Annotated in this window: 25 protein-coding genes and 2 pseudogenes; 18 read left to right on the top strand and 9 right to left on the bottom strand. The window is 63.3% G+C overall.

Annotated features, from left to right (window positions below; translation table 11 throughout):
* Window positions 1-7 precede the first annotated feature (7 nt).
* On the bottom strand, window positions 8-1573 hold the full coding sequence (gene istA, locus EXW95_RS02015; RefSeq protein ID WP_119673501.1) for an IS21 family transposase: 1566 nt from the start codon (window positions 1571-1573) through the stop codon (window positions 8-10).
* Between the two features lie 102 nt (window positions 1574-1675).
* Here istA and EXW95_RS02010 point away from each other — a divergent pair, with 102 nt between their 5' ends.
* Complete coding sequence (locus EXW95_RS02010) at window positions 1676-2716, top strand: DNA polymerase domain-containing protein (protein ID WP_168174671.1); 1041 nt, start codon at window positions 1676-1678, stop codon at window positions 2714-2716.
* Window positions 2717-2732: 16 nt separating this feature from the next.
* Here EXW95_RS02010 and EXW95_RS02005 read toward each other — a convergent pair whose 3' ends face one another.
* Window positions 2733-3173: a response regulator gene (locus tag EXW95_RS02005; RefSeq protein WP_078305645.1), complete on the bottom strand. Its 441-nt coding sequence runs from the start codon at window positions 3171-3173 to the stop codon at window positions 2733-2735.
* A gap of 76 nt (window positions 3174-3249) precedes the next feature.
* Entirely contained in the window at window positions 3250-3432 is a 183-nt protein-coding gene (locus EXW95_RS02000; RefSeq protein WP_254605456.1) for a hypothetical protein, read from the bottom strand.
* A 60-nt stretch (window positions 3433-3492) separates the two neighbouring features.
* Between EXW95_RS02000 and EXW95_RS01995 the strand changes: the two are divergent.
* The 3 genes and pseudogenes from EXW95_RS01995 to EXW95_RS01985 all read left to right on the top strand — a co-directional run.
* A pseudogene (locus EXW95_RS01995) lies at window positions 3493-3723 on the top strand (IS4 family transposase); the annotation flags it as partial.
* A 207-nt stretch (window positions 3724-3930) separates the two neighbouring features.
* Window positions 3931-4275 (top strand): hypothetical protein, encoded by a 345-nt coding sequence (locus tag EXW95_RS01990; protein ID WP_168174670.1) that lies wholly within the window; start codon window positions 3931-3933, stop codon window positions 4273-4275.
* Window positions 4217-5653: a ThiF family adenylyltransferase gene (locus EXW95_RS01985; RefSeq protein ID WP_174366054.1), complete on the top strand. Its 1437-nt coding sequence runs from the start codon at window positions 4217-4219 to the stop codon at window positions 5651-5653. The genes EXW95_RS01990 and EXW95_RS01985 overlap by 59 nt, the downstream gene beginning before the upstream one ends.
* A gap of 1347 nt (window positions 5654-7000) precedes the next feature.
* On the opposite strand, the gene EXW95_RS01980 is transcribed toward EXW95_RS01985, so the two are convergent.
* Both EXW95_RS01980 and EXW95_RS01975 read right to left on the bottom strand, forming a co-directional pair.
* Window positions 7001-7312, bottom strand: a complete 312-nt coding sequence (locus EXW95_RS01980; protein WP_078305643.1) for a hypothetical protein — start codon at window positions 7310-7312, stop codon at window positions 7001-7003.
* Between the two features lie 53 nt (window positions 7313-7365).
* Window positions 7366-7545, bottom strand: a pseudogene (locus tag EXW95_RS01975) (hypothetical protein); the annotation flags it as partial.
* 70 nt (window positions 7546-7615) lie between these two features.
* Between EXW95_RS01975 and EXW95_RS01970 the strand changes: the two are divergent.
* Together EXW95_RS01970 and EXW95_RS01965 are read left to right on the top strand one after the other, a co-directional pair.
* Complete coding sequence (locus tag EXW95_RS01970) at window positions 7616-9025, top strand: IS66 family transposase (protein WP_240501482.1); 1410 nt, start codon at window positions 7616-7618, stop codon at window positions 9023-9025.
* A gap of 346 nt (window positions 9026-9371) precedes the next feature.
* Window positions 9372-9638 (top strand): transposase, encoded by a 267-nt coding sequence (locus tag EXW95_RS01965; RefSeq protein ID WP_168174667.1) that lies wholly within the window; start codon window positions 9372-9374, stop codon window positions 9636-9638.
* Between the two features lie 205 nt (window positions 9639-9843).
* Here the strand turns inward: EXW95_RS01965 and EXW95_RS01960 are convergent, their stop codons facing one another.
* Window positions 9844-10395: a hypothetical protein gene (locus tag EXW95_RS01960; protein ID WP_144012341.1), complete on the bottom strand. Its 552-nt coding sequence runs from the start codon at window positions 10393-10395 to the stop codon at window positions 9844-9846.
* A gap of 579 nt (window positions 10396-10974) precedes the next feature.
* On the opposite strand from EXW95_RS01960, the gene EXW95_RS01955 reads away from it, so the two are divergent.
* Complete coding sequence (locus EXW95_RS01955; RefSeq protein WP_174366053.1) at window positions 10975-11331, top strand: hypothetical protein; 357 nt, start codon at window positions 10975-10977, stop codon at window positions 11329-11331.
* An 89-nt stretch (window positions 11332-11420) separates the two neighbouring features.
* Here the strand turns inward: EXW95_RS01955 and EXW95_RS01950 are convergent, their stop codons facing one another.
* A complete protein-coding gene (locus EXW95_RS01950; protein ID WP_168174658.1) occupies window positions 11421-11750 on the bottom strand; it encodes a hypothetical protein in 330 nt (109 codons plus the stop codon).
* 93 nt (window positions 11751-11843) lie between these two features.
* On the opposite strand from EXW95_RS01950, the gene EXW95_RS01945 reads away from it, so the two are divergent.
* The 8 genes from EXW95_RS01945 to EXW95_RS01910 all read left to right on the top strand — a co-directional run bounded on the left by EXW95_RS01945 (window position 11844) and on the right by EXW95_RS01910 (window position 17355).
* Window positions 11844-13790 (top strand): AAA family ATPase, encoded by a 1947-nt coding sequence (locus tag EXW95_RS01945; RefSeq protein ID WP_078305637.1) that lies wholly within the window; start codon window positions 11844-11846, stop codon window positions 13788-13790.
* A 108-nt stretch (window positions 13791-13898) separates the two neighbouring features.
* Window positions 13899-14624, top strand: coding sequence for a hypothetical protein (locus EXW95_RS01940; protein WP_078305636.1), 726 nt, complete (start codon window positions 13899-13901; stop codon window positions 14622-14624).
* Window position 14625: 1 nt separating this feature from the next.
* Window positions 14626-15078 (top strand): prepilin-type N-terminal cleavage/methylation domain-containing protein, encoded by a 453-nt coding sequence (locus EXW95_RS21130; protein ID WP_078305635.1) that lies wholly within the window; start codon window positions 14626-14628, stop codon window positions 15076-15078.
* A complete protein-coding gene (locus EXW95_RS21125) occupies window positions 15075-15509 on the top strand; it encodes a type IV pilin protein (RefSeq protein ID WP_078305634.1) in 435 nt (144 codons plus the stop codon). Before EXW95_RS21130 ends, EXW95_RS21125 begins: the two co-directional genes overlap by 4 nt.
* 16 nt (window positions 15510-15525) lie before the next feature.
* Window positions 15526-15996 (top strand): type II secretion system protein, encoded by a 471-nt coding sequence (locus EXW95_RS21120; RefSeq protein WP_078305633.1) that lies wholly within the window; start codon window positions 15526-15528, stop codon window positions 15994-15996.
* Complete coding sequence (locus EXW95_RS01920; protein WP_078305632.1) at window positions 15996-16415, top strand: type IV pilin protein; 420 nt, start codon at window positions 15996-15998, stop codon at window positions 16413-16415. Before EXW95_RS21120 ends, EXW95_RS01920 begins: the two co-directional genes overlap by 1 nt.
* Window positions 16415-17083, top strand: a complete 669-nt coding sequence (locus tag EXW95_RS01915) for a prepilin-type N-terminal cleavage/methylation domain-containing protein (RefSeq protein ID WP_346417601.1) — start codon at window positions 16415-16417, stop codon at window positions 17081-17083. The genes EXW95_RS01920 and EXW95_RS01915 overlap by 1 nt, the downstream gene beginning before the upstream one ends.
* Window positions 17084-17184: 101 nt before the next feature.
* Window positions 17185-17355, top strand: a complete 171-nt coding sequence (locus EXW95_RS01910; protein WP_168174666.1) for a hypothetical protein — start codon at window positions 17185-17187, stop codon at window positions 17353-17355.
* A gap of 71 nt (window positions 17356-17426) precedes the next feature.
* Here EXW95_RS01910 and nucS read toward each other — a convergent pair whose 3' ends face one another.
* A complete protein-coding gene (gene nucS / locus EXW95_RS01905) occupies window positions 17427-18203 on the bottom strand; it encodes an endonuclease NucS (RefSeq protein WP_078305631.1) in 777 nt (258 codons plus the stop codon).
* Between the two features lie 227 nt (window positions 18204-18430).
* Window positions 18431-21160: a DNA helicase RecQ gene (gene recQ, locus EXW95_RS01900; RefSeq protein ID WP_144012339.1), complete on the bottom strand. Its 2730-nt coding sequence runs from the start codon at window positions 21158-21160 to the stop codon at window positions 18431-18433.
* A 785-nt stretch (window positions 21161-21945) separates the two neighbouring features.
* On the opposite strand from recQ, the gene EXW95_RS01895 reads away from it, so the two are divergent.
* From EXW95_RS01895 to EXW95_RS01885, 3 genes are all read left to right on the top strand, one after another.
* Window positions 21946-22308: a hypothetical protein gene (locus tag EXW95_RS01895; RefSeq protein ID WP_144012338.1), complete on the top strand. Its 363-nt coding sequence runs from the start codon at window positions 21946-21948 to the stop codon at window positions 22306-22308.
* Between the two features lie 131 nt (window positions 22309-22439).
* Window positions 22440-23480 (top strand): NAD(P)/FAD-dependent oxidoreductase, encoded by a 1041-nt coding sequence (locus tag EXW95_RS01890; RefSeq protein WP_078305770.1) that lies wholly within the window; start codon window positions 22440-22442, stop codon window positions 23478-23480.
* A gap of 277 nt (window positions 23481-23757) precedes the next feature.
* Window positions 23758-24405 (top strand): hypothetical protein, encoded by a 648-nt coding sequence (locus EXW95_RS01885; RefSeq protein ID WP_144012337.1) that lies wholly within the window; start codon window positions 23758-23760, stop codon window positions 24403-24405.
* Window positions 24406-24605: the final 200 nt, after the last annotated feature.

The raw sequence follows: 24605 nt of genomic DNA, 5'->3' as shown, positions 1-24605 counted from the left end.
CAAAACCTCAATTCAACACGCGGTCCGTGTCGGGTTCGTCGAGATCGGCGAAGTACTGCGGGCCACGGAGATTGCTGTGAACCGCCACGGGCAGCACCTCAGAGGCCGCGGGCAGTTCGGCCTCGTCCAGGCGGTGCTTCAGGATGGAACGGACGCTCTGCAGGCTGTGGGCCTGCAAAAACAGGGCACGGCGGCACGCGGCTTCCAGCCGCGCGCCATATTCACGGTGCAACCGGAGAATGCCCAACACCGTGCGTTTTTGCTGTTCAGGATGCTGTTCACCATCGAAAATGGCGCAGACCAGCGCGGCGGTCTGTTCACCAATGGCTTGGGCTTGCTGGATCAAGGCATCCGCGTTCAGAGCAGCGAGCTGCCGATGATGGGTCGGCATATGTTCCGCCAATGTCGTGTGCCGCATCGTCCTGCCGTGCTCCTCTGACACCCGGTGGTGCACGGCGATCCGCTGTCCTGCCCGGTAGATTTCGATGAGCTGCGGAGTCAGGCGAACATCCACCCGCGTCCTGGCGTGCAGGTGGGGCACGCTATAGGCGTGCCCCAGGACGACGACGTGGTAATCCAGCCCCACCACAGCCTGCTTCCACTCCGCAATTTCGAACGGTTGGATGGGTAAAGGGCGGAGTAGGGGGCGATCCAGGGCTTCGAACTCACTGCGCCGACTGCCGGGTCGTTTCTGAAACGGTTGCTGATTCAGTGCCTCGACCAGCGCCCAGATCAGTGCATTCGCTTCCGACACGCTGAACAACACCCGATCACGAAGGGGCGCCAGAATCCGGCGTTCCACGATTTGCACATGCACTTCGACCAGGGCCTTGTCTTTGGGCTTACGAACCCGGGTCGGAATGATCGCGACATCGTAGTGCTGGGCAAACTCCTGATAGGTGCGGTTCAGCTCAGGTTCGTAGCGGCTGGCGTGGTGCACGCCAGCCTTGAGGTTGTCAGGAACGATGATGTCCGGGACACCGCCGAAAAACGCCAGGGCACGGACATGCGAGGCAATCCAGTCCGGAACGCTCTGCGTGCGTGTGACTTCCGCGTAGGTATAGTCACTGGCTCCCAGGGTCGCCACAAACACCTGTCCTGCACTTACTTTTCCGGTTTTTGGATCCGTGATGGGCACGGTCAGTCCGGCGTAGTCGACGAAGAGTTTTTCCCCTGCTCGGTGGGTTTGACGCATGGTCAAACCGCTCGCGGCTTTCCAGTGACGGTAGTGTTCGTTGAACGTCGCGTACTGCCAGCCATCGGGATGCTGGCGCCGATATTCTTCCCACAGGAGTTGGCGTGTAACGCCTTTGCGCCGGAGTTCTCGGTCCAGTGCAGCCCAATCGGGAATGTGCACGGCACGCTGCGCCGCCTGATCCTGTTGCTTGAACAGTTGCTGTTCAAGCTGGTGGTCATCCAGGTCAGGGGGAAGTGGCCAGGTCAGCCCGGCCTGTTTCGCTCGGATGACGTAGTCCTGAACCGTGCTGCGCGCCAGACCGACACTCTGCCCGACCTGGTGGTCGCTCAGTTTGAGGTCCAACTTCAAGCGCAAGACTTCTCTGATTTTTCGCATAGACGCTCGCTTTCTGGTCATCCTTCAGGATGACCAAGGGAGTCTCGTCTACGTGTCGGGTGCCGACATCCAGCAGAGGGTGCCGGATTCGCCCAGCGCAGGGTGCCGATTTCATCCAGCGGGACGTGCCGGATAACTCCAGCGCCGCCCGCCGGATTTCACCAGCGTACGCATGACCTGACCACCCAGCGGCTCACCCACAAGCGGGCTGCCCGCGACGCCACCCTGAGTGGCCCGCAGCGCCGGGAGCACCACGCGATGCAGGACGCCATGAAGCTCGTCGTGAACGCCGCGTACGGCTACCTCGGCGCCGGGCGGCTCGCACGGCTGGGAGACCGGGAGGCTGCCGACCGCGTCACCGCCCGGGGCCGGGCCCTGCTCCAGCAGGTGACGGGCGCCCTGGAAGCCCGGGGCGTGCAGTTGATCGAGTCGGACACGGACGGCGTGTACTTCAGCACGGGCGGGGATATCGGCGAAGCGCAGGAGAGACAACTGATCAGCGAAGTCTCGGCGGTCCTCCCGGACGGCATCACGCTGGAGTTCGACGGCCGCGCGCAGGCCATGCTGAGCCACCAGGTGAAGAATTACGTGCTGCTCCGCTACGACGGCACACTGGACCTCAGCGGCGCGTCGTTCGAGTCCAGCCGGTCCGAGCGGTACGGCACGGCCTTCCTGCGAACGGCGCTGCGGGCCCTGCTACAGGATGACGTGCCCGGCGTGCAGGCGGCGTTCGAGGACACGACGAACCGGCTGACGGCGCGTGACGTCACGAACGCGGAGGTGAGCACCCGCGTCCGGATCGGCAAGGCGCGCGCCGACTACGCGCAGACGCGCGGCCAGCGCAGGGAAGCGCACCTGGAAGCGGCGTGGCAGGCGGGCCTGGACTTCCGGGTAGGGGACCGCGTTGACCTGTACGTCCGCGCGGGGGCAGGCCTGAGCGTCCTGACCGACCCGGACGGGCGCGATTACGACGCGGGGCACTACCGCGCGGCGCTCGTGCAGAACTACGCCACTCGGCTGCGCAAGGCGCTCGACCCGGCCGACTGGGAGCAGCTGTTCAGCACTCGCGGCGCCGGACTGTTCGACCGGCCCGTCGCGGAAATGCAGGTGCAGTGGCGGCCGGTGGAGGGCGCGCTCCGGTGAACCCGGCGCGCCGGGACTACGCGGTCTGATCAGTGCGGCCGGGGAAGCGGCAGCTGTGCCAGAACGCCACGAACCGGTCGACCTGCTCCACGAACGCCGGGAAGCTCGCGCTCTTCACGAGGTACGCGCTGGCGAGCAGGTCGTAGGCCCGCCGGATGTCCTCGCGGTCACTGCTCGTCGAGAGGATCACGACCGGCAGGTGCTTCAGAGCTGGGGCGCTACGAATCTCGCGGATCACGTCGAAGCCCGACATGACGGGCATGTTCAGGTCGAGTACGACCACGTCCGGCAGGTCACGCCCGCTCGTCAGGACGGACAGGGCCTCCGGACCGTCATTGCAGACGGAGACGTGGACCCGCGCGTCGTGATCAGCGAACGCTTCGAGGGCCAGGAGTTGATCGGCGGGGTTATCATCCACCAGCAGGACGCGCAGCACATGGAGTGGGTTGGTGGTCATCACCCAGCACTGTACGCAGGCGGGTGTCGCCGGGGAAAGCACACGTGTCTTTCCCCTGATCGGGGGCCCTGGGTCATCAGGTGTCCTCCGGGCAGGGCTGCACGAACGCCACATCCAGCCAGTACATGGCGTCGTCGACACTCCGCCCGTCCGCGATCAGGTCGTCCCGCCACGCCACCCAGGCTTCAGCGCGGAGGTCCTCGTCGCAGCCCGGGCGATCGGCGAGATGCGTGCGGGATTCCTGGTCCGGACCGCTCACCGCTCCGCCCTGATCGACGCTCCACGTGGCATCCAGCAGGTCGGCCAGTTCCACGGGGCGCGCGCCGAACGAGTTTCTTCGCTCCTGACGGTCGTCAGCGTCGCCTTCATCTGGGCGTGCGTGACGGGCGAGGTCGTGGCACGTCGAACCGCTACCAAAGTAAAGAAACACGGACACCGTGCGGTGTCCGTGTTTCGATTCGGGCTTGATCATCTCCAGGATCTTCTACTGCATCCGTCCGGCATGTCCTGGCGCATCCTGAGCACACTCATGCCCCGTTTTGAAGGGTAGTCAGGTTGATTCGGCCTGGAGCACCGCCAGGAGCACTTCTGCCAGCCGCTTCAGAGCGTCAACGCGGCGATGAGAGAGGTGGGTTTTCAGGTGGTCGGCCAGCGTGTCAGCATGCAGGCGGGCAGTATCGGAGCTCGTCACAGGCTCAGATACTGCCCCTTGCTATGCCAAACTGCGTTCAGGACGCCATTTTTGGCGAAGTGCCATGTGCTGGGGAAACAGAGGCAAGGTCATGGTCACATGTGGTCGCGCCAGTTTTTTATCCGCGATATTCTGCGCCGTATGGAAGCTGCAACTGAATTTTTGAGTATTACTGCTGGTGGCGTTACGATTAGTGGTTTTGTCACTCCTACTGAACTTGCGCAAATTCAAGCGGGCGGCGAGTGTCAAGTCAGAATCCAGGGGGCGAAGAGTGGTGATATTGATTTAGGTGTCCTCGCGGCCATATTTGAGAATGGTGAGCTGTCAACTAAGTCGTCGCATCCTATGGGATGTGGCATGGATTTCTCTGAGAAAATCATTTTTTCTGACAATGATATCGAAGAAAAATAATATTTTACTTAAAGGTTACCAGATTTCAGTTTCTGGTAATAACGTCTATTTTCAGATGGAAGCAGGCAAGTCTTCTCTGTACGAGTCTCAGAACCTCAAGCACTTAGAAATCATTAAAATTCTGGATGGAACTTATGACGAGGAGGACATTCAAAATCTCATTCGGCGAAACAAAAATAAGCACGAGCTAGGTGCTTTCTTTCGCTGGCTTGATCAGAATAAAATGTTGATGCTTACCGATGAGCAAGAAAATATACATGAACGATATTACAATAATCTCAATTTCTTCGAAAGCTTTAGTACATTAAAAGATTCTTGCGGCGACTATCAAAAAATGTTGGAAGCATCCAGGGTTGTACTTGTCGGGACGGGCGGGGTTGGATCTACTGTTCTGATGAATCTTCTGGGCCTTGGTATCGGAACAATTGTTCTCATTGACTTTGACACAGTCGAGCAAAAAAATCTTAATAGGCAGTTTTTATATGAAGAATCAGATGTTGGAAAATCTAAAATAGAAGTTGCAAGCAAGAAAGCTAGGAATAATAATCCAAGCATAAATATAATTGGAATCAATAAAAAGATTAATGGTCCAGATGATTTTAAGGATGCAATTCAGAATTCCGATGTGGTAGTTTTAACGGCAGATACACCATCCGAAATCCAGATGTGGGCCAATGCGGCCTGCGTAGATTTAGGAATCACGTTGATCATTGGTGGCATGCAGGCTACGCAAGCACTCTTCTATTCCCTCGATCCTCATACAACTGGGTGTTTGGCCTGCTGGCGATCCGCTAGCGACGGACACACCACAGGCGAAATCATTCGCCCGCTCGTAATCAAGAATAGAGCGATTGGTCCAGCGGTCAGCCAGTTGGGTGGAGCCATGGCGCTAGAGGCCGTCAAATACATTACGAACATCTCTCCACCCATCTCGGGTGGAAAGGTGTGGTGCATTGATTTCGTTACAGGCGAAACAAAAATAATTTCGAAGTGGCATAAGAATGAATATTGCAGCGTATGTAAAGGCATGACGGCCCAAAATCATTCTGTGCATACTTCCAGTTCGACCCGACTCAGTGAGCAGATCTTTTTGACTGACTTTGAGTATGTCAAGCAGGATGATCATTATGTAATCAGTGCCAAAAACGGGGAAATTCGATTTGCTCTACCTGAGATTGGTCTAGCTGTACTCAATGGATTGAAATCTGGTTTAACCCCACAAGAAGTCCAAAAACATGTCTTATCGGAATTTAATGAAGAAATTGATACCTCTGACTTTCTCGAAAATCTAGAGGAGTTGGGCATGATTGAATTAGATCAGCAGAGCAAATATCATATGCAGCATAAAAAACCTCAAGTCAAATATTTTTTGACATGATACCAGTGTCGATATTAAAACTTATATATCACCCATTTTCATGGTCGATGTACGCAGTCTGTGCGCTCATCAGTCTTTACTGCTTAGCTTTTATTCCCTATATTCGACCTCTTCCTCACCACTTAGCATTTCACTCAAGCCTAACTGTATCGGTTATCACAGCGGCGATCCTGTCCTTTGTATTTTTAATCGTTCACGAAATCAGTCATTATCTGGCAGCTCGCGCTACTGGCATCGAAGCAAGGTTCAGCTTCGGGCACAGATTTTTATTTCCTGTCGCAGAAGTTGATCTCAGCAACCTATGGTTAAAGGAGAAAAGACATAGATACTCACCCATAATGGCAGGCTTGGCAAACGACACTTGTATCCTCTTCATAGCGATTGTAATAAAGCTAATGTGGTATTTCGGTATTGGGGATATATCCGGAACTATTTATAGGATCTCGGGCCTCGTTATTCTTCTCCAGTCCATTAGTATATCATGGCAGCTTCTTATTTTTCTTCGAACGGATCTTTATCTTATAATTGTCAATATATTCAATTGCTTCAATCTCTATGAAATATCATGGATAAGACTGAAATCGGCCCTCAGGCTAATTAGTAGAGATGAATCAAAAAAATTTGAAAATGCTCATATTAACGATATCACTGCTTCGCGATGGTTCATCATCATTCTGCTGCTCGGCGTACTCTGGACCATCATTTTCTTGATTAAAATTATGATCCCAAGCTCGTTGATTATGCTGAAATGGACGATTAATACACTTCAGTCAGGATCAATCTGGTCTTTCGACTTTTGGGGGAGCCTAATCATTGCCCTTATGGCCGTTTTGCGGATGACAACACCTATTTTTATTGGTTTCAAGCTGCTTGCCGAGAGGATATCGAAAAAGCGAGTTCAAAAGCTTGCATAGATTCAAAATATAACCATGACGATAAGACGCCATTAGGTTTGAATAAACATCGGCGAGACGGAAGTGATGATGCATCATCACTTCCGTCTCGCCGATGTTTAGATTACGAGCACAGGTACCAAACGCCGTCGCCGGGGTTCAGGCAAAGAGTAACAGAGCCATTAGTGGCCTTGATCTTCTCAACTTTGACAAATTTGATTTTCATTATTTCACCTCCTCTCTCTTGTTTAGCCACATTGTAGTTGGATCCAGCCAGTTGCGCGAGCTGATGTGACCACCATCCCGGCCTAACTACCCTTCAAAACGCACAGTAAGCAGCAGAAAGTCGGCTCCTGTACGGTGTTTCTGCGATGAAAACTCCTAGGAGCCGACCACCTCACGATACCTTGCAGACCGCTTTGCGGTCTGCTTTCCCCTAACCGCCTGACAGATTTTATGAGATGAAGTGAAAACTGACGTGCCAGCCGTTCTTGAGTGCTTCCAACGAGGACGGCTGGCCGCGTTTTCTGGGCTTCGGTGGCTCGGGGTCCGGGCCGCCCCGCAATCTCAGGGTTCTGAAGAACCTCTGACCTCGACTCAGCGCGTAGCTCATCGCTTTGTGCCCAATCTTCAGGTAGCTAAATCCGCGCTGCCAGTGGGGATCGACGCGTCGTCGATCCCCACGCTCCACCACGTCCAGCCCCTCGGACACCAGCAGCAACATCGCCACCGAGATCACCATGACCAGCCGTTCCAGGCTTTTCACATCCCGCAGTGGGCTGGCCCCAAAGTTTGGACAGTTTCGAGTAGAGACTCGGCTCAAGAGCAGGGTACATCATCAGCGGTTCCTACCTGACCAGGGGAAGGTCGGACGTTCGCCTGTGCGGTGTCCTGTCCGCACAGGGGGGCGTTCGGCCGCCCCCTGGACTGTTCGGCGTACTCGTGAGGGGTTCGGTAGCCCAGCGACGAATGTGGCCGCCTCTCGTTGTAAAACGCCCGGGTCTGTGATTAGCGCCCGTCACAGGTGCCCGGCCGCCGGCCGGGCACTCTTGCCGTTACCATGCTGGGTATGGGCTCCGGGGTGACCGAGAAAGATCTCTTCGAGATCATCCGTCGCCAATCCGAGCAGATCGACCAACTGATCGCCGAGAACAAGGCCCTCAAGGCGGACATCGCCCGCCTGAAGAAGCGCATCGAAGAGCTGGAGCGGCGGGAACGCAGGTACGCTGCCCCCTTCAGTCGGGAGAAGCGGACCGCCGATCTCAAATCACCAGGACGGCGTCCTGGTGAAGGCACTTTCGCCCACAAGGCCCCACCCACGCCGGAGCAGATCAGGGCCACCGTGGAGGTCGACGCGCCCAACACCTGTCCTCGCTGTGGGTTCATGGGTCTGCTGATCTTCACCCGTCAGGACAAGGCCTGGGTCACGGAACTCGTCCCCCAGAACGCCATGCAGGTCACCGAGTACCACGTGCCCGTCATGGCGTGCCCGCAGTGTCACCACGCGGTGCGTGGTGACCATCCCGATCTGAAAGCCGATCAGGTCGGCGCGACCTCTCATCGCCTTGGGCCCGTCCTGCACGCCACCCTGCAGACCCTGCATCACGAGCTGGGCCTCCTGGTCCGCCGCATTGGTCGGGTCATGGACCTCCTCGGCGGCCTCCAGATCACGCAGAGTGCGATCACGCAAGCCGCCCAGCGGCTTGCAGTCGACGGCAGCGCCCTGGCGGCCCACGTGGACACGCTGCAGACACAGATTCAACAGGCGCCGTTCGTGCATCACGACGATACCGGCTGGCGGATCGGCGCTCAGAACGCCTGGGTGGGTACGTTCCGCAGCGCGGACACCGTGCTGTTCCGCGCGAACCTGCGGCATACGAACGTGGAAGTCCGGGAAGGCCTGGGGCACAACTTCGCCGGCGTGCTGATCAGTGACCGCTTCTCCTCGTACGACAGCCGCTTCCTGCAGGACGTCCGGCAGCAGAAGTGCCTGGCGCACCTGATCCGCAACGCGGATGAGGTCGCCGCGGTTCTCCAGCGGCAACCCGGGCGGGGAGAGCGGTACGGGCAACGGGTCGCGCAGGTGTTCCGGGATGGCATCCGACTGCACCGGGAGGTGACGACCGGGGTCTGTACGCGAGAGGAATACGCGCAGCAGGGTGAGGGACTCACCCTGCGCCTGGATGCCCTGCTGAACCGGGCACCACTGAAATCGAAGGCGAACGAGCGACTCCGACTCGGAATCCTGAAGCAGCGTGTGCTCGGTCGGTTATGGCGGTTCTTGAAGGACCCGGACATTCCACCGACGAACAACGCCGCGGAACGGAGCCTGCGGACGGTGGTGATGGCGAGGAAGGTCTCACAGTGCAGCAAGAACGCGGTGGGTGCGCAGACGTACATGCGGATCAAGTCCACCGTGGAGACGGCGCGGTTGCGCGGTCAGGACCCCGTCGCGGTCCTGACCGGCTTGATGAGCTGACCCGGTACTCGGCCTTTCGGCCGACCGCTAATCACAGACGGACGGTAGTACCAGCTGGATCTGGGAATGCCCACCAGGAGGCAAGCCCGTTCGGGCTTGACCTGGGCGGCAACGAGTTGCCTCGCTGCCGCCCGTCTCACGGCGGGCGTCACCGCTTTTTCTGGATCACGTCCTTCATGGCATCGATTTCCAGGCGTTGCTGCCCGACTATTTTCAGCAGGCGGGCGTTCTCCTTTTCAAGCTGGCGAAGCCGTTTGGCTTCGCCAGCGGTGGTGTCGCCGTACTGACGTGACCCCAATTGGTCGGCCCACTACGAATGAGACAAGATCGTCTCCAGGGAGGGGTCATGAAACACAAGCAGTACAGCGAAAACGAGATCTTCGATGTCTTGGCCCAGGTTGAGGCGGGCACCGCGGTCGGTGACGTCGCTCGGTTGTCCGGGGTCTCCAAGGCCACCATTCACCGTTGGCAGGCACGGTATGGGGGCATGACCAAGGACGACGCGAAGCGCGTCCGTCAGCTGGAAGAAGAAAATCGCCGCTTGAAGAAGTTGGTCGCGGATCTGGCGCTCGACAACAGCATCTTGAAAGAGGTGGTTGGCAGAAAGTGGTGAATCCCGACCAGTCGTCGCAGGCCCAGACGCCCGTCAAACGACGGGTCATCCGGGAAGTGCGGCAGCTGTTCGGGATCAGTGAGCGGCGAGCCTGCCGTGTCCTTGGTTTTCATCGTTCTACAGGGGGGTATGCCATCTATCTGGCATACCCCCCTCGCCCTGCTCAGTACCAGTGTCGGACGCCCTGTCCTGCCCCCTGAGGTGATCAGCCCAGCGGCGGCCGACGGCGGAGCGCGCTGTACGCCCGGTGAACAATCTCCCGCCAACTGCGCAGGACCGGCTCCTCCTCAGGCTGCATGTCCTCCAGGGCCTTCCGACCCTTGGTCAACGCGAGCCCCACCGTGGCGATGAGTGCGGCAGCCACCAAGAGCAACAACGTACCCGTGGCAATCCCGATCCCGAGCACACCAACGACGAACAGGGCAGCTTTGAGCAGCGCCAACGGGAGGGCAGACACGCCATTGGCAACGTAGAAGTGAATCGCGACGCTCGCCAGCGCGAGCAGGTAGGCGCGAACATACAGGACCACGGACCGGTGAAGCGGCTCATCCTGTGCCTTCTTCTTCAGCGCCAGCGCACACCCCCCGAGATCCCGCGCCACGCTGCGCTGCGCGCCAGCAAAATCCGGGAGCTTGTTGCCGACTGCCGCGACGGGCGCCCAGATGCGCTGCACCACCGGCAGCAGAGGCTGCACCAGCTTCCGGACAGGTTTGAGCAGGCGCGTGACGAAGTTCTGCCCCATTTTTTTCTTAGCCATTGATCTCCTCAAGCAAACGTCACCGGTGCAGCCTGGACGATGCCGCCGCACGCAGCACGCAGACCATAGCCCACCGCCCTCCGAACCCACCCGTGAGCTGCGCAACCTGACGCTGATCCGACGTTGCCGTTCCGACGCACGCCCCGAAGACGGACACTCCCCCGCTCAACTCAGCGAGCTGATCCGCGCCACCTGTGCTCTCCTGAACCGCATGTGGATTGTTCTGTGGCTCCTGAGCGTCGTCATGCTGTTCGGCGGCGTCACGCTCCTCATCCGGGCCGTGCGTCAGCGCCGCGGGCGCAAACGCACCGGGCTCCTGGCCATCCTGCTCTCCCCAGTCGTGTTCGTCATCGCCATCCTCACCGTCCCCACCGACCAGACCACACCCGCCAGGACACCCCCGCCGCCACCCCCACCGTCACGCCACCCGTCACCGAGACCACCCCGCCCCCCACGACACCCGAACCCACCGTCCCGGACGAGACACCACCCACCACCGAGTCCCCGTTCAGTCAGGCGGCCTTCGAACGCAGCGCCCTGTTCCAGGCGAACACCCTTCAGGAGAAAGACGAGTGGGACTTGAAATCCGGGGGTCGCAACCACAGCTACCGCTTCGACCACCCCACCCTGCCCGGGGAATCGATGGGCGTCGAATTCCGTCCGGCCGCTCAGGCCTTCACGGAAGGAAGCATCCGGTGGCCCGGCGACCTGCCGGAAACAGTGCTGGACGACGGCGAGGCCCGTGCCCTGCGTGCCTTCCTGGCCTTCATCGCCCCCGACGCGGACGCCGACGCCATCGTGCAGTACGTCCGGTCCCAGGCGAACACCTCCTACGACGGCGGCTCAAGCGAGTACCCCAGGAAACGCTTCGGCCCCGTGGACGTCCTCGCCGGACGAACCGTCGAACTGATCGTCCGGGTGGAGCGGCGCCCCTGACGCCACGGGCCCCGCGCGCCCGCGCCTGACTCAACTGACGCCGGACTCACACCAGACCAGGCAGGCGCGGGCGCGACCCGGCACCCCACTCACGGCTTTCCCTTCCCGGCCTTCGGTTCGTACGCGGCTTCCACCCGGCACCCCGCGCGGCCCGCCAGGGGCAGCGCGTACACGCCCACCCCCAGCAGCGAAGCCAGGTCCGCCGCGACCTCCGCATCCAGATCCGACACGTCCAGCACCTCCCCCTGCGCGTCGAGCAGCCCCACGCCGCAGCCGCTACTCACCACCACCGACGCCGCCGCCGGGCAGCACGCCACCACCCGCGCCGCCAGGTGCCGCAGCGCCGCCTGCACCCCCGGCACGTCCGCGCGCGCCACCACCACCCGCCACCGGAACCCCTCCACCCCCCGCGATGTCATGCCCGCACCCTCCCCTGCGTAGGGGTGACCGCGCGCCGCCCCCCACCAGGACCCCAGCGGACCGCCACCCCCACGTACGCCACCCTGAGGGGCATGAGCGACCCCGGCGCGCCCATCCTCGGCACCGTCCTCCGCGCCTGGCGCACCCCCACCAGCGAAGGCTGCCAACTCCGCACCCAGGACGGCTCCCTCACCCTCTACGGCCCCCTCCCCCCCGTCACCCCCGGCTGCACCCTCCGCGCCTGGACCGAAGGCTCCACCCTCACCCGCGCCGAACGCGTCATCACCCCCTACGAACTCGCCCGCGCCTTCTACAGCCGCCTGCGTCCACCCCAGAAAACCACCGCCCTGGACCTCCTGCCCAGGCTCGGCCCAGACCCCCACCACACCGTCACCCAGAACGCCCCCAGCCTCTCTACCCGCGTCCCTGCCAGCATCGCCCAGGCCCTCACCCGCCACGCCCGCCGCGAAAGCCGCCTCTACGGCGCCCTTCAGGCCCTCGCTGATCTCGGTCTCCCCCCAGAACACACCCACGCCCTCCTCAACCAGCACGGCGCCGGCGCACCAGCCGCGTTCCGCGAGCAGCCCTACCTCGCCATCCGCCACGGCATCCCCCTGCGCGTCCTCGACCATGCCGCCCGCCTCCAGGGCCTCAGCACCTTCGACCCCCGCCGCGGCCCCGCCCTCGCGTACGAACTCACCCGCCGCGCCGCCCTCGAGTACGGCCACACCTGCCTCCCCCTGCCCGTCCTCGCCGGGGAACTCCGGGACAGTCATGCGCTCGACGATGACGAAGCCCAGCAGGCCATTGAAGACGCCCTGAACGGTCAGCTCCTCCTGGAAGACGCTCAGGCGGCCTTCCTACCCGAGCAGCACCGCGTGGAAGCCTGGCTCGCCGACGACATCGCCCGACTCATGGCCAGCACGCCCGCACGGGTGTCCGTCCCCGCCACGCCCGGACTGACAACGGAGCAGCGCGCGGCCGTGCTCCTCGCGGCGGGCACGGCCGTCAGCGTCATCACCGGCGGACCCGGCACCGGCAAGACCACCACGCTCCGCGCGCTGCTCGATGCCCTGGACGCCGCCAACCTCCGGAGCGTCCTGTGCGCCCCCACCGGGAAGGCCGCCAGCCGCATGCAACAGAGTACGGGCCGCGACGCCACCACCCTCCACCGTCTGCTCAGCTACGACGGTCACAAGTTCAGCAGCGGCATCCTCCCTGGCGACGTCTTCGTGGTCGACGAGGTCAGCATGGCGAGCAACGCCCTTCTCGGTGCACTCCTGCGCTCCGTCCGCGATGGCGCCCGTGTCATCCTCGTCGGCGACGAGGACCAGTTGCCCCCCATCGACCCCGGGCACCCGCTGGCCGCTCTCACCCGCACCGTTCCCACCGGGCGGCTCACGCAGACGCACCGCCAGGCCGCCGGGAGTCCCATCCTCACCCTCGCCTCCCAGCTCATCAGCGGGGAGAGCCCCGCCCAGACCGGCGTGCCGTTCGTGGGCGCACAATCCGCCGAGGACATCGTCCGACTCGTCCAGGCCCGTCAAGGTCAGGCACGTCCGATGATCCTCACCGCCGGACGCGCCGGCCCCCTGGGCGTGGACGCCCTGAACCTCGCCCTGCAGGCCGCCCTCAACCCCGGCGACACCCGCCTCCGCGCCGGAGATCCCATCCTCGTCACCCGGAACAACCACAACACCGGCCTGATGAACGGCATGACCGGCCTCGTCATCGGTGCGGGGAAGCAAGTCACCTGCATCATCGAGGACACCGAGCACACCTTCAGCCCAGGCGACCCCACCCTCACCCTCGCGTACGCCATGACCATCCACCGCAGCCAGGGCAGCGAGTGGCCGGACATCATCGTCACTCTCGCTCCGGAACACGAGCGCCTCCTCTCCCGGCAACTCGCGTACACGGCCGTCACCCGCGCCAAGGAAGCCCTGACCGCGTCTGGCCTGCGCGCCGCCTGGACGCACGCCGCCCACACGGGCGCCCCCCGCCGGTACAGCCAGCTCGAAACCTTCCTCAAACGCTAAGCGGTCACCCCTACGCACCGCCCCTGGATTTGCAAGAGCAGCACCCCTACCGGGTGCCCCCACACCCCCACCCAGACGGTCACCCCCATGCATGGGACGGTACGCCCCATGACGACCGCACAGACCGTCTCCCCCTCACCCCCCACCTGGTGGGAACTGTGCTGGCTCGACGGCGCCTTCCGCGTCCGCAGCCCAGCCCCCCGCCATGACCTCTTCGATGGTGCTTGGCAGCGTCCCCTCCCCGCTGGCGTCCACCCCCTCGCCCACCACCTCGGTAACGGCGGCACCGTCCTCTGGTCCGACGGCACCCTCCTCCCCGGCGTCGGTGACCTCACCCTTCCCATCCTCTCCCGCCCCTGGCTCAGCGTCCTCAGCGCCCTCCGCAGTCCCACCGATACCGCTGCTGCCCACCGCACGCTCCGCAGCGACCTCCTCCACGTCGCCGCGTGCAGCCCCGACCCCACCTGGAGTGCGCCCCACACCGATCAGGGCCTCCACGTACAGGCGACCACCTGCGGCCCGTGGACGCTCTACCGCGTCCACGCGGGCACCCTCCGCCACCTCATCTTCCCCGAGACCATCCCCACCTGGGCCCTCGACGAACTCGAGACCCGCACCGTGCGCCTCTGGAACGAGCAGCACCCCGAGCAGAGCCCCGTCATCCTCTGGCCGCACGCCCGCCCCCTCGACGACCTCCTCACCGCCCTGCGCACCCCCCCGAACGGTGCACGCGAAGACCCCACCCGCGCCGCCACCCGCGTCACGTGGACGCTCGGTGCCCACCTCGCCTCCTCACCGTCCACCATTGACGCCGACGACGTCATCTGCCTCTGACATGCCGACCAGAACGCCCGGCTTCACCCTCATCGAGATCCTGCTCGTCATGGCCGTCCTGGGCATGCTCGCGGCCGCGCTGTTCCCCAGCGTGACCGGCGCGCGGCAGCGCCCGTACAACACGGCCGCCCTGAAGTGCGGCCGGGCCATCGTCACCTTCGAGACGACCGCGCCCCTCACGCTCGGCCGGTACGTCAGTGACCTGACCGACATGAGTCGCGACGTCAAAGCGGCCTGCCTCACGACCGGCGTGCAGGTCGCCCCAGCGAACGCCCAGGTCAGTACCCCCGACGCCACCACCACGCAGGCCGTCGCCACCACCACGAACACCTATGCCTTCCAGGTGTTCCACCCCCGTGGGAGCGGCTACTACCTCTACACCTCCCCGAGTGGCGCGGCCAGCGGTGACCGGCTCGGCCACCTCCACCGCTGGTCCCCCCAGGAGACCCCATGAACACCCGCACCCAGGGCTTCACCCTGATCGAGCTCCTCGTGGTCATCGCCATCATTGGTGTCCTCGCCGCCATCCTCCTGCCCACCTTCAGTGACGCGCAGAAGCGACCCAACGACACCGCCGCCCTGCAGTGCGGGCGGGCCATCGTCGCGTTCCAGGCCACCGCCAACCTCACCCGCGGTTCGTACGCCTCAGCGCTCACGGACATGGGCCCAGACGTGCAGGAGTCCTGCACCACGGCAGGTGTCAGCGTCGCGCTGAATAACGTCCGCGCCGACAACCCGGGCGCCGGCGTGAGTCAGGCGGTTTCTACAAGCGCCACGAATTACGCCTTCCAGGTCTTCCACCCGCGCGGCACCGGCTACTACCTCTTCAACCAGGAGAGCGCCCCCAGCACCGGTGAACGCCTCAATCGCCTCTACCGCTGGTAACCCCAGGAGACTCAACATGAACACACCCGCATCCCACCGCACGCAGGGCTTCACCCTCATAGAACTCCTTGTGGTCATCGCCATCATCGGCGTCCTCGCCGCCATCCTGCTCCCCACCTTCAGTGACGCGCAGAAAAAACCCAACGACACTGCCGCCCTCCAGTGCGGCCGGGCCATCATCACGGGCGCCGTGGCGTACCGCGCCGGGAACGGCGGCACACTCCCCGCCGCGCCCTTCTCCCCAGACGTCCTCGGCGCGGATGTCCGCGAGGCCTGCGCGGGGCAGCGCGTCATGCCGTACGCCGTGCCCACCTCCACCGCCGGGGCCGAGTACGCCATCACGAGCCTCGACAGCAAAGGCCTCCCGTCATTCTTCGTGGCGAACAGCCGGGGCAGCGGCGCGTTCGCCTCCAACAGTGACGATGCGTTCTGTGGTCCGAAGGGCTGCAAACTCTACTTCCTCCGCTGGTCCGCCTGGGGGCTCTGATGACCAATCGCACACAGGGCTTCACCCTCATCGAACTCCTCGTCGTCATCGCCATCATCGGCGTCCTCGCCGCCATCCTGCTCCCCACCTTCTCGAATGCGCAGAAGAGACCGCATGACACCGCCGCCGTCCAGTGCGGGCGGGCGATCATCACCGCGCAGACCACCCACAAGATCAGCACGGGCACCTACGCGACCTCCCCGGCCGCGCTGGGCGCTGACGTCACCGAGGCGTGCGCGGGCGTGGAAGTCCAGAGTTACGCCGCAGGATTCGTGCCCGGTACCGGCCAGGCCGGGAACGGCGCGATCGGCGCGGACACCCTCAACTACAACTTCTGGGTGTACAGCCGCCGGGGCAGCGCGTCGTACTACACCAGCACTGGCGACGGCTGGAAACTCCGCCAGTACAGCACCTACTGATGCGCCCCGACCCCCGGGTCCTGCATGACCGCCATGCGCAGCTCACCCAGGACCTCACCCGCGTCGCCCTGGAACTCGACCACCTCGCCCGCATCGCCCTCACCCACCCCACCCCCGACGTGCACGTCAACCTCCAACGCCGCCACGCGGACCTGCACACCCAGTTGCAGGACATCACCCGCGAAACGCAGCGCGTGACGCACCTCCAGTCCCAGACTCAGGAGCCCCCCATGAACCAGCACACCCAAGGTTTCACCCTGATCGAACTCCTCGTGGTGATCGCCATCATTGGCGTCCTCGCCGCCATCCTGCTCCCCACCTTTAGTGACGCGCAGAAGCGACCGTACAACGTGGCTGCCCAGCAGTGCGGCCGGGCCATCGTCGCCGCGCAGATCCCGTACCGCGCGGGCACCGGGTCTTACACCAGCGATCCAGCGCAACTGGGACCGGACGTCAAGGAAGCGTGCCAGGACGCGGGCGTGCAGGTCGGCGTGCACGCCACGTCCCCCACCGCCGCCACCTCGGCGTACCTCATGAGTGGCGCGAACGACGTCAGTTTCGCGTTCACAGCCTTCCACCCCAGAGGCACCGGCTTCTACCGGTACTGGCTGACTTCTCCCAACCCCGTGGCGAACGGCGACCGACTGAACACCCTCTTCCCGTACTGACCCATGCCCCGTCCCACGCTCTGCGTGCGGAGTCGCGCGCCTCCCGCGCTGCCCGCCGTGTCCGCCCGCACCCGTCGCGTCTCATCCCCTCGAGGTGATCCATGAAGAAGTTCCGTACTGTTCTGCTGACCCTGATTCCCACTCTCGCCTGCGTGGCCGGCGCGTACCCCGTGTACCCGCCCGCGGACGGCCTGGAGTACTCGACCGAGAGCGTCACGTTCATCACGCCGTCGGTCAGTCCGTCGTCCTACTGCCCGATCTGCCAGCCCTGATCGGTCCATGAGTTGCACGGGCACGCGCAGTGGCGCGTGCCCGTGTCGTTGGTGGGGTGCTCGGGGGCGTGTCAGGGGCCAAACAAGGAGGGCTGCGCGGTCACAGGCAGGGCACTGGCCGCCTGCTCGGGGAGCGCGGAGATCTCGCGGAATTCCAGCCCACGGTTCTCCAGTTCCAGGCGCGCGGGCGCCGTGATGGACGGCGCAGCCAGGATGCCCCGCACGGTCGCCCGATTGCCGACGGTCTGCTGCACGGACCGAACGTACCGGGCCAGTTGGGACACGGCGTGCTGGGTCGCGCGGCCGCGTTTGAGTTCGACGACCACATAGCGGCCCTGCGCGTCTTGCGCGTACAGGTCGATACCGCCGGACTCCACCATCAACTCCCGGTTCAGCACGCGCAGACCGGGCTCGATCAACTCCGGGTGATCCGCCAACGCCTGCTGCATCTGCGCTTCAGACCCCTTCAGCACGAACCCCCCAGCCTGCGCGAGTTCCAACGCGAGAGCCACCTGCGGTTCCAGGAACACCACCTGCACCAGCTCCTCCGGACTCCGCCGGGAAGCCAGCAACATACACACGTCCTCCGCGACTTCCGCTGTGATGCGGTCTGTTTTCGGTTGCCAGTTCATCGGCTTGATGCCAGTCGGGTGATGGATCTGCAGACTGCCATCCTGCTTGATCAGCACCAAGTATGTCCCCAGATCGGCCGTACTGGCTGCGCGACCCAGGTAGGTGACCTCGGCCAGCCCCGCCACCTGGATCAGACAGTCGCGGGTGCGCGTATGGCGGTTGAGGAACGCCGCGAGGTCCTGCGGGGACGGCGCTGTGAGTTGCTCGCGGATCATGGAGCCAGTTTGACGGGGACACAAGCGGCCTGCCGTGGTCCGAGGCGCATTCGACTGAAACGAAGACGCGGCCCGCACCCGACTATGGGTACTGGCCGCGTGCGGTCACGATTGAGGGTGTTCAGATGCACTCGGGGCAGATCATGCGGCCTCCTTTGGGTCGGGCAGCGCCCTGGCCGTGGGTCTGAGGGTACTGCCCGACCGAAGTCACTGCTGCCGCACATGCCTCAGACCTCTGACGGCTCACCCTCGGGGCGTGCGGCCTGCTGCCGCCGCGCTCTCTTGTGCAGCACCACCAGCGTGCCCAGCAAACCCCGCGCGTCATCCAGCGGCTCCAGCACGCTTCTCGCCTGCTCCGGATCAAGACCGCCCACCATCTCAGGCAGAGCAGCAAGTTCTTCCAGCACGGCCAGAAGGCCACCGTCCCCTTCAATCGCGACCCGCACCTGTTCCAGCAGTTCAGCGGCCGTCCGAGGGCGCAGCTCGGCCACCGGAGGCAGCACGGGCCCCGCAGGATGCTCAATGGCGAGCTCGGGCACCTGAGCGAGTGGCGGAATCGAGATCAGGTCGGCGGCAAGAGGGGGAGGTGCGCTGTTCTGCACGTCCACATCCGGTAACGCCGTTGGTTGGATAGGGTTCCCCGACGAGCGCACGGCGTTCTCAATGGTCGCCAGGATGCGTTCCCCGTACGCTTCAATCCGCTTCGGTCCCAATCCAGCGATGCCGCCAAAGTCCGCCATAGTTCGCGGGCGACGTTCAGCGAGTGCGGCCAGCGTCGCGTTCGGGAAGATGAGGTACGCCGCGTATCCCGTCTCACGGGCCAGATCCCGGCGCAGTGAACTCAGCGCCGTCGTGATCCCCTCGTCGGCGAGTGACGCCCCGAGTGCGTCGGGCTGAACTTCAGCAGGACGCGGCGTTACCTCGTCGACGTGGAGGATGTCCACGACTTCTGGCCTCCGGACCACTGGCGCCGTTGCCATCGCCACATCATCACCAGTAGGCGGCACGACGTCGAGCGGGCGCTCCATAGATCGGACGGAGTCACTGGGCCGTGCGGGCAGACCTGGGCCTGGCCGCACGCTCCGAATGGGCGTCAGACCGAACTCATGGGCCTGCACGGTACCTAGCGGGCGCGGCGCCGCCTCATGCACGCCATCCCGGATCACCTGCAAGACTTCCAGCCCGTACTGCGCCAGACGCCGCTCCCCAATGCCACGAACGGTGCCAAGGGTGTGCAGACTGCCGGGCCGCAGTTCCGCAATGGCCTTCAGGGCCGTGTCACTGAACACCACGTACGGCGGGACGCCCAGCTGCGCGGCGCGCTCAGCCCGCCACGCGCGTAACGCCAGGAATAGCGGCCGGTCCTCATCTCCGATGACGGCCTGCGCCACCCGTGCCGCGTCCCTCACCCGTTTGGGCGTCCGCACCACGAGTGTGTCCTCGCGCAGCAGCAGCGGCGCCGTGCCCGCCAGGATTGACCGGGCTTTGGCCGTGGTCGTCAGCCCGTTGTGCGGGCCCGCCGTGAGGTACCCCAGGCTGACGAGCTGGCGCAGCACGCTCCGCCACACCCGTAACCCGTGGTCCTTCCCGATACCGTACGTGGGCAGGGACCGATGCCGCCGGTTCTTGTCGTTGTCCTTGCCCATCAGGATGTCCGTGAGGTACGCCGCCCCGTACCTATTCCCGGTGCGCACGGCCGCAGACAGGGCCATCTGCGCCTCCCGGGTCATGTCCCGCACGATGGGCGGGTTCAGGCAGGTGTCGCAGTTCCCGCACGGGCCAGGGTGATCCTCCCCGAAGTACGCCAGGAGGACTTCCCGGCGGCACGCGGCCGTCTCGCAGTACGTCAGGAGCGCGTCGAGTTTTCCCGCCTCCACTCGCTTGATGTCCGGCGGGGCGTCGCTGTCGGTGAGCATCCGGCGGACGTTCACGACGTCCGCGAGGCCGTACACCATCCAGGCGGTGCTGGGCAGCCCGTCGCGTCCGGCGCGGCCGGTCTCCTGGTAGTACCCTTCCATGCTCTTGGGCAGATCAAGGTGCGCGACGAAGCGCACGTTGGGTTTGTCGATGCCCATGCCGAACGCGACGGTTGCCACCACAATCACGCCCTCGTCATTCAGGAAGCGCTCCTGCGCGCGGCTCCGCTCCTCCTGGGACAGTCCCGCATGGTAGGCCACCACCGGCAGGCCCTGCTCTTGCAGCCACTTTGCAGTGTCCTCGACGGACTTCCGGGACAAGCAGTACACGACGCCCGCATCCCCCTGGTGTTCAGCCTGAATAAAGTCCAGCAGCTGCTCTTTGGGCTGCTCCTTGGGGGCCACCCGGTACTGGATGTTCGGGCGGTCGAAACTGGAGAGGAATTCAGAGGCGTCCTCCAGGCCCAGCACGCGGCGAATATCTGCGCGGGTGCGGTCATCGGCAGTGGCCGTCAGGGCAAGGCGGGGGATGTCAGGGAACTCGCGGACCAGGACGCTGAGTTGCTGGTACTCCGGGCGGAAATCGTGACCCCACTGGGACACGCAGTGCGCCTCGTCCACGGCGAACAACGCGATCGGCGCCTGGTGGAGCAGTTCCAGGGTGCGTGGCAGCAAGAGGCGTTCCGGCGCGATGTACAGGAGGTCGAGTTGCCCATGTTGCACCGCGTGTTCTACGGCACGGGCAGCAGATGGGGCCAGGGTGGAATTCAGGTATGCCGCTCGCACGCCGAGCTGCCGCAGGGTATCCACCTGATCCTTCATGAGGGCGATCAGCGGCGAGACCACGATGCCCACGCCAGGGCGCACCAGACTGGGCACCTGATAGCACAGGCTCTTCCCGCCACCCGTGGGCATGAGGACCATGGCGTGCTGACCGCTCGCGACCGTGCGGACGATATCGCCCTGCGTCCCGCGAAAGTCGTCATATCCCCAGATCCGCTGCAGGATATCCCGCGCCTGGGTGAGCACATCCCCCGTCATCACCGCCAGTTTAGCCGATTCTGCTCAAGGCAGAATCCAACGCGGTCAGGATTCAGCGTGCCAATCAGTTTGCTCCCTTCCTCCGCCCGCGGCACTGTCTGGCAGATGCACGTGCGGGCGTGAGGAGGTGCCAGTACACTCATCAGGTGCCCCCACAACTCCTGGACTCGTCACCCATTCCCACGCCGGCTGTGCTCACCGGTCAAGTAGCCAGTCCTGCACGTCGCGAGCAATCCATCTGCCCGGAGTGCCTAGATGTTGAGCAGGCTGATCCGTGTGCGGAGTGCTGAGTCCAAAGACCGCCGTTCGTGACCGTGAAGCCACTCGTCTGATCCAGGTGGTGTTCCTCCTGGGGACTGGACAACGCGTCACCCTGAATGTTGAAGACGGCACGTGGCAGCAGCGACAGCCCGCACCGGTCCTCGCCGCCCTCTCCGAACGCTTGGCATGGAACACAGATCTCCCTTTTGAGCAGGGGCTCCACCTCTCGGCTCAGCAGGTTGGAGCAACAATCATCCACCTGGAATGGGTTGACCCTATGGAACTCCCGGCACAGCCCATGGTGGGTGTCAGCTGAGCCCTTCGGGTCCTTGCTGCTAGGCTGAACAGGGGATGGGACCTGCGCGCTCCTGTCTCTTTTTCGCTCTGAAATGCAGGCCACTATCCGGTGACGTACGTCATCCAACGGGGCTGGAACGCCGTCATCATGACCCCGTCGCTGTGCCACGAAAACCCGGTTGCTCATGTGGGCATATCGCCGGCAATCTGGCGTGGCAAACTGAGGCATGACAGTACCAATTCGTAATCGCCTGAGCCCCTACGTGGTGATTTTTGCCGTCCTGGCATGCGCAGAGGCCATCATGGCGATCCTGTGGATCGCCACGTTGGGGCTGAGCAGCGACGTATACCCCACAGTGGGATACAGCGCGATTTTCGCTGCGCTTACCGCTGTCGCGTACGTTCGAGGCGTTCCGTTTGGAGGTACCTCACTCAATGGCTGGCTCCGCGCGCGCGCGCACTACATGAGCCTGCTCGCCGCCGTCATCATCCCCGTCGCTGCTGCGATCGGCATCGCGGCAATCGGGGTGTACGGCACACTCTTGGCCATCGTGGCCGCCGGCCTGAGCATCCGCCACGGCGCTCAATAGCGCACCGTTTGCATCCAGCACCCCGTTCGCGTCTGTCACGCGAATGGGGTGTTCGTCTAGAAACCCACTGTGGGTTCATCCCGACACACCTGTGGCATTCGCGGGTGCCTCCGTATGACATGCTGCGCGGCATGTCCCCGCACGACCAGGCGAATCTGGAGCAAGTCGCCCTGCTGACCGACCACCTCATCACAACAGCAGATACCGACACCCCCGAGGACTCCGCCCCTCACCCAGCCACCGACCTCCTGGACGTCCTGATCGTAGGTGGCGGCTTCGCAGGCTTGAGTGCCGCGCTCTACACGGCGCGCGGTCTGAAGCGTGGCCTCCTGATTACGAGGGGGCCGAGCCGGAGCGCGCCCAGCCCACATGCAGGTGGAGTGTTCGCCCACGACCGGCAGAGCCCAGCGGCAATCCTGGCCGCTGCTCGGGATGACCTGCGTCCATATGACTTCCCAGTGCTCGAGGCGGAAGTCACTGCACTGACTGGACAGAACGGAAACTTCACCGCGACACTCTCGACGGGTGAGACCATGCGGGCCCGGAAGGTCATCCTGGCGACCGGGGTGAGGGATGTGCTGCCCGAGACACCTGCCGGGCTGCGGGAGCAGTGGGGGAGAGGCGTGCACCATTGCCCTTACTGCTACGGATGGGAGCTCAGGGGCGGGCAGATCGCGCTGTACATGCCAGGCTTAAGCGGCCTGGGCGGCGTCCAAACGGTGCTGTATCACCAGAAGATCACGTGGGACGTCCTGGTCTGCACTGACCGCCCGGCGGACCTCTCCGAGGAACACCGCGCGCTGCTGCACGAGCGGGGCGTGACACTCATTGAAGAACCCCTGATCCGCGTGGATGGCCGGGATGGGGGTGGGGTGATACTCACATTCGAGAGCGGCCTGACGCTGAATCGGGACGTGCTCTACGCGCACGGGCAGAGAGAGCTGCGCGCGACCCTGGCGGAGCAGATCGGCTGCGAGATCGCCCAACATGGGATCACGGTCGACGCACAGCAGATGACGACCGTACCTGGCGTCTACGCCTGCGGCGACATCACAAAGGGCAACCAGATCGCGTTTGCGGTAGCAGGCGGCGCCATGGCAGCGATGCAAGCCGCGCACGCCATCTTCTATGACACTCTGCCCGATGGGGCACGTATGGGAGTGACGGTATGAATGCCCTGCTCGCCCATGTGCCCGCCCAGCTTGTGCCTGCGGTGTGCTGGCAACTCGCCCAGCAGGGCAGGGAGGAACTGACCGTGCCGGAAGTGGCGCACTTGCTCAGCCTGACATCAGAAGTTATGCAACCCTATGCAGTGGCCGACCGGATCAGGTGTGCGGACCTCCTGGCTACCCTTCACAGCCAGCACGTTGACGAAGGGAGCGGAAGTGACGGGCTTGGGCCCTGCAGCGGATGCTGACGCCACGCAAGTGAACACACACAGGAGTGACCATGACTGACAACAGACGATATGCCAATCCAAACGGCGCACCACCCGCAACCCCACAGGAGTTGGAGCTGTACCGTGACCTTTTACAGGAGGCGCTCCGGATGTTCTACGACTGTGACCGTGACCGCGAATTGGTCCGGCGTAGGCTAGGTGAACGAATGTTGGTAGGACAAGTGCGTCAGTACCTCACGGAATGCTTTGGTCACCTCGTCCCTCGCCCGGACGTGGATGGCGAGTACAACGCGAATGGGGCAGAAGACAAGCACCTGCGTGGAGTGACGGATACACACATTAGTGATGAGATTCGAAACGAACTCTCTCGCTTTCCAGGGAACTTCAACTTTGGTGGCCCTACGGCTCAACGCGCTGCTCTCTCGGGCGTGTCACCGGATCTCATCGTGCACCGACGTAACGAGAACGATCATAATCTCTTGATCGTCGAGGCCAAGCGCGCCAGTCAGATGAGAGCGCCCGACGTCTTGTTGGATATCGCCAAGCTGATTCAGTTCACCACGAGGAATCCGGCGGATCCCGCCCTCAGGTATGCATACCAGTTGGGCGTGTTCGTTGTGTTTGACCTCGATCGTGCCTACACGTTGGCCTTCCACGATGGCGCTCTGCGGCTAGACCTTTCCAATTGGGTGCCATAGGCTCTGACGCTGCACGTTGCATCTTGTGGGGACGCGTAGATCTCCCAGAGTGTGTCGGGTGTGCCCCACCGAAGCCTGTTCGTGGAACGAGGGATGACGGACCTCGAATCACGGTGGTTGAAAAGGTACGTCCTGCACGCTATAGAAATTGGCAAGCCCACAGGAAGGTCAGGAAGGCCCCTGCAAGTCTGATTGAGGGG

The sequence above is a fragment of the Deinococcus sp. JMULE3 genome, assembly GCF_013337115.1.
Taxonomy (GTDB): domain Bacteria; phylum Deinococcota; class Deinococci; order Deinococcales; family Deinococcaceae; genus Deinococcus.
This window is presented reverse-complemented; position numbering and strand designations above follow the sequence as displayed.